Below are 2,940 nucleotides of genomic sequence, written 5' to 3'. Positions count from 1 at the left end.
GCGGCCATAGCCTGGGTGAGCTGGAGCATGGCGGCGCTCTGGCCTTGTGCGCTGGCCCCGCCGATGACAAACTGCTTATTGACCTGTTCCATAAAGGCGATGAGTTCATCATTGCCGGAAAAGGCCGCCCCGGCGTTGGCCCCCATGCTGGCAATGGCGCTGGCAGTGTCCAAGTAGGCCGCACGGGAGCGCTGGGCGGAGGCCATGATTTTGGCCTCCAGGGCCTCCACGCTGCCGCCATCGTCCACAGTGACATTGATGCCCATGTTCTGTACCCCGGCAGTTTTTTCCATTATTCCGTCCGCAACGCTGGCGGCCTGGCTGTCATCCGCAATGAGAGAAAGCCGAGCCCGTGTGCTGGACATTTGGTCGGACAGGTCTATGGCCTTTTTCACACCCGTAGCTATGCCAAACGCTGACACTAATTTTTTCACAGAGCTTAACATTCCGTTAGCTGCTGCTGTCCCTGTTTGAATATTTTGGTTAAGCCGTTCCTCCATTTCGGTGGCCTCTCCGTATCCATTAGTCAACCGCTCCGCAAGCGCAATTTGCTCACTCAATGATGCACTGGCGGCCTCAAAATTTTTGATATGCACAGCCTCATCGCAAGACTGCTGCATGGCAATAAAACTGCCGTTGAGAGTTTGCATATTTTTGATAATGTGCTTGAGCACAATGCTCATGCCATCATTAAGTGCCATTTGTGATTTAATCGTTGCCACAGTTCCACCTCCCTCCGGGCGTAAAAGTGCCGCCCTCCCCGCTTTGTGGGAGGGCGGCTATAGTTCTGAGCTTGTCTAAAACATGGACTTAACAAATTTTTTGTACATTTTTTCGTCCACCTCAAGCAAGCTGTTTTTCCCGTCCTTAAAGCGAACGGCAAGGGTAACAATGCTTTTATTTTTTGCGGACAGGCCCGCCAGCATACCAACAGGCCCCAGTAGAGCAACGCCAACAGCCCCACGGGCCACGCCGCTGGCGGCGCTCTTGCGGGTGTCCTCCGTAATGACATCATAGGAGTCCACCTCAAACTTGTTTAACGATATAAAGGTTTTGAAATCAATGCAAATTTGTACAATCCCGGCCACACCAGTCACAGGTTTCCCCATATAGTCACCAGCAATGACCCTGTTTTTTGCACCCATAATGGCATACCTCCTTGGCGGTGATACTACCATTTTAGGCTAATATGGTTCACGTTGTCAAGTATCAGAGCCCAAAAGATGTTATAACTTCACTTGCGCCTCCCGCCGAAAATATGGTATGCTCTCAGCAGGAGGTGATTACAATGGATTTTGGATTTTCCCAGGTTGAAATTATTTACATCTATGGGGAGTGCAAAAAGCAATTAAAAGCTCTGAACGATGCCAGGGCCGCCGGTGTCAGCAGCGGCCATAGCACAGAGAAGATGCTCCGCTCAATCATTCAGAAGATGGAGCGTTGCTGTCCGGCTCTCCAGCAGTTTCCTGATTAAAAATGTCATACTTTTGGGCCATTTCCTCAGCCCACTCCGCCATAGATACAATTCTTGGCCGTAGCCCCTGCACAAGAGCGGCCAGCTCTTTGGGCGTTCCGTAAATGCGTACTTCCATACTGTCACCGTTTTCCCTTCTTGCGGGCCTTTGCTTTCAGCTCCGCCTCTTTTTTCTTTTCGGCCTCAATGCGGGTCTTGATGGAGGCAATGACAAAGGCCCGCTCTTTCACAGGCAAGTTCATGAATTTGGACGGTTCCCAGCCAAACTTTTGCAGACAGAAATGGGCAAAGTTGGCCTCCGGGTCACCGTCCAAAATCAGTTTTTTGCCTCGTCCACCAGCTCATCCTCAGCCTTAAAGCCGTTTGTCTCAAAGACCGCCGTGATGTAGTCATCAAACTCACCGCCGATGAGCATAGCGCCCACCAGGTCCTCCGGCTTGGTCACGCCCCAGCTATCCTGGAGGGCGGCGTCCTTGAGGTCCGGGAACACGGTGCACGCCGCCGCCACCTTGGCCTGGAAAGCATAGGTGTCAAGCTGCTGGGTGTACTGGCCCTTTTTGCCAATCACGGGGACCTGCCGGATGCAGGAGGAGCGGATTTTGGCATACTCATCGGCGGAGATGCAGCGGATTTCCCACTCCACCGGCTTGCCGTCCTCCCCCACAAAGCGGGGGGAGGGGGCAAAACTGGCGTTTTTGATTTCCGCCACATTGGGGCGCATAAATGCGGACAGGCTCTTACTCATGGTGTTTTCCTCCTTGTAGTCATGCCGCCCTATCACATATAGGACGGGTTGGTGTATTTCTCAGGACGGCTAAAGCTATCGCAAAAACCCTCAATGGACTGTTCGATGAAGTCACCCTCAGCGTTGAACATAGACAGCAGCACGTCCCCGTCCAGCACGCAATCATTATAGATTTTCGTGCTCCGGCCCACGCTGCTGGCCTGGTCATCGTTGGAGGTCTGGATGGTGAAAGTGGGCATCACGCCGGTGCGGATAAACCGTTCAATCACGTCATCGAAAATCTCTGTGCACTTGTAGATGGTCATGGAAAAGGCCAGGACCACCGTGTCAGCCTTGTGGCCGATGACGATATTGCCCAGCCGGGGGACCTCTTTGGTGTTGACCTGGGCCTTGCCCTCAAAGTCCTTGGCCATCAGCATGGAGTAGCGTCTGCCGTCAATCGTGACAAAGCACTCCGCACGGTGGGCGCTTACGGCGTCCTTTGCGTTCATCATAGCTCCGTCAGGCATTTAGTTCTCCTCCTTTACTGGATAATCACGCTCATGTAGAGCTGGGCCATAGCGTTGATGATGTTGAGGCCGTTGACGGTGACCAGCACGGCCTTTTTCTTGTCACCCTGCTCACAGCTCACGGTGTCCGGGTCGAAGTTCTCCACCGCCCGGATGTCCTCAAGCTGCTTGATGTAGTGGGTGATGTCACCCCACAGGGCGGACCGCCCGGA

The 2,940-nt window shown here is 53.4% G+C and carries 7 protein-coding genes; 1 reads left to right on the top strand and 6 read right to left on the bottom strand.

Annotation, left to right across the window (positions count from 1 at the left end):
• Positions 1-722, bottom strand: a 722-nt coding sequence (locus NFS22_RS23295; RefSeq protein WP_420908911.1) for a tape measure protein, incomplete at its 3' end; no start/stop codon positions are given.
• 75 nt (positions 723-797) lie between these two features.
• A complete protein-coding gene (locus NFS22_RS23290; protein WP_251320005.1) occupies positions 798-1,145 on the bottom strand; it encodes a hypothetical protein in 348 nt (115 codons plus the stop codon).
• 143 nt (positions 1,146-1,288) lie between these two features.
• On the opposite strand from NFS22_RS23290, the gene NFS22_RS23285 reads away from it, so the two are divergent.
• Positions 1,289-1,474: a hypothetical protein gene (locus NFS22_RS23285; RefSeq protein ID WP_251320004.1), complete on the top strand. Its 186-nt coding sequence runs from the start codon at positions 1,289-1,291 to the stop codon at positions 1,472-1,474.
• A 122-nt stretch (positions 1,475-1,596) separates the two neighbouring features.
• Here the strand turns inward: NFS22_RS23285 and NFS22_RS23280 are convergent, their stop codons facing one another.
• The 4 genes from NFS22_RS23280 to NFS22_RS23265 form a co-directional block, all read right to left on the bottom strand.
• Positions 1,597-1,788: a hypothetical protein gene (locus NFS22_RS23280; protein ID WP_251320003.1), complete on the bottom strand. Its 192-nt coding sequence runs from the start codon at positions 1,786-1,788 to the stop codon at positions 1,597-1,599.
• 2 nt (positions 1,789-1,790) lie between these two features.
• Positions 1,791-2,219: a phage tail assembly chaperone gene (locus tag NFS22_RS23275; protein ID WP_251320002.1), complete on the bottom strand. Its 429-nt coding sequence runs from the start codon at positions 2,217-2,219 to the stop codon at positions 1,791-1,793.
• A 32-nt stretch (positions 2,220-2,251) separates the two neighbouring features.
• Complete coding sequence (locus NFS22_RS23270; RefSeq protein ID WP_251320001.1) at positions 2,252-2,728, bottom strand: phage tail tube protein; 477 nt, start codon at positions 2,726-2,728, stop codon at positions 2,252-2,254.
• 14 nt (positions 2,729-2,742) lie between these two features.
• On the bottom strand, positions 2,743-2,940 hold a 198-nt coding region (locus NFS22_RS23265), incomplete at its 5' end, for a phage tail sheath C-terminal domain-containing protein (protein WP_277615031.1).

This window comes from Flintibacter muris (genome assembly GCF_943192995.1).
GTDB classification, from domain to species: domain Bacteria; phylum Bacillota; class Clostridia; order Oscillospirales; family Oscillospiraceae; genus Lawsonibacter; species Lawsonibacter muris.
This window is presented reverse-complemented; position numbering and strand designations above follow the sequence as displayed.

Excerpts from the sequence above, each read along its gene's own strand:
- NFS22_RS23290 (WP_251320005.1), bottom strand. The coding sequence starts at position 1,145 with ATGGGTGCAAAAAACAGGGTCATTGCTGGTGACTATATGGGGAAACCT.
- NFS22_RS23285 (WP_251320004.1), top strand. The coding sequence starts at position 1,289 with ATGGATTTTGGATTTTCCCAGGTTGAAATTATTTACATCTATGGGGAG.
- NFS22_RS23275 (WP_251320002.1), bottom strand. The coding sequence starts at position 2,219 with ATGAGTAAGAGCCTGTCCGCATTTATGCGCCCCAATGTGGCGGAAATC.
- NFS22_RS23270 (WP_251320001.1), bottom strand. The coding sequence starts at position 2,728 with ATGCCTGACGGAGCTATGATGAACGCAAAGGACGCCGTAAGCGCCCAC.